The sequence below is a fragment of the Falsiroseomonas sp. genome (assembly GCF_030695085.1).
In the GTDB taxonomy this organism is placed as follows: Bacteria; Pseudomonadota; Alphaproteobacteria; order Acetobacterales; family Acetobacteraceae; genus Falsiroseomonas.
Window position 1 is genome coordinate 1 of record NZ_JAUYTS010000014.1, and the last position, 1,123, is coordinate 1,123.

Sequence of the window (1,123 nt, forward strand, 5' to 3'; positions counted from 1 at the left end):
TACGTCCAGATGGAGCTGTGGCGGGTGCGGCGCGAACGCTACTGGATGCGCTGGCTGGCGAGAATCCTGACGCCGCTGGTCTTCCTCGTCGGGGTGGCCATCCTGGCGGCCCAGCCGGCCCCGGCCGGGCACGAGGCGGCCTATCGCGGGCTTCAGGCGCTCGCCCTGGTGCTCAGCGTGGTCGTCTCCCTGGCCTCCTATTTCTTCTGGCAGACGCCGACCTCGGCGGTGCAGGACAAGCTCGGCATCGAGAACTGGGTCCGCTATGCCTCGCTGGACGTCGACAACGCCGTCGCCGACCAGGTGCGGCGCGACAAGGAGCGGCTGGTCGAATACCGGGCCCTGACGCGCGGCGGACGCTGATAACCCGGACTTGACCGGCGTCAAGGACGGCTCGGGCGCCGCGGGGCAGGCTCACCGCCGTCATGATGCTGCTCGAACAACCCCGGATGCGCCGTCGCCGCCTTGCGAGAAAACGGCTGCGCCGTGCGCAGGGGAAGGGAAATCATCGGCCGCTGATCATTGCCGCCCTGGCGATTATTGCGGGCGTGGGGACCGTCTCATTCGCCTATCATCGCGACATGGCGGAAGCCCGGGCCCACACCGAGGGGCGCAGCCAGGTCGTCGACAGCCCGTGGGGCCCGATCGAATACGCCGATGTCGGCGCCGGCCCGCCGGTCCTCATGATCCACGGCAGCGGCGGCGGCTTTGACCAGGGCCTTGCCTTCAGCGAACCCCTGGCGCGCCAGGGCGTGCGGATCATCGCCCCATCGCGGTTCGGCTATCTGCGCAGCGCCATGCCGGACGGCGCGACGGTGGAGATGCAGGCCGACGCCCTTGACTGGCTGATGCGGCGGTTGGAGCTCGAGCGGGCAGTCATAATCGGCGGATCGGCGGGCGCCCTGTCGGCGACCCAGCTGGTGCTCAGGCATCCGGAGCGGTGCCGCGGTCTGGCGCTGGTGGTCCCTGCCCTGCACGCTCCGGACCGCCTGCCAGGCGCCAACGCCGCGCCGGATCCGGGAGCGCAGCGGATGATCAACGCCGTTCTGGGCTCCGACCTGTTGTTCTGGGCGGGGTTCCGCGCGGCGCCGGACTTCATGACCCGCATGGTCCTGGCCACCGA

The 1,123-nt window shown here is 70.3% G+C and carries 2 protein-coding genes; both read left to right on the plus strand.

The features are described 5' to 3' along the window. A partial coding sequence (locus tag Q8S40_RS01500) for a hypothetical protein (RefSeq protein WP_305669021.1) occupies positions 1-363 on the plus strand: 363 nt, incomplete at its 5' end. A 62-nt stretch (positions 364-425) separates the two neighbouring features. Further along, on the plus strand, positions 426-1,123 hold a 698-nt coding region (locus Q8S40_RS01505), incomplete at its 3' end, for an alpha/beta fold hydrolase (RefSeq protein ID WP_305669022.1).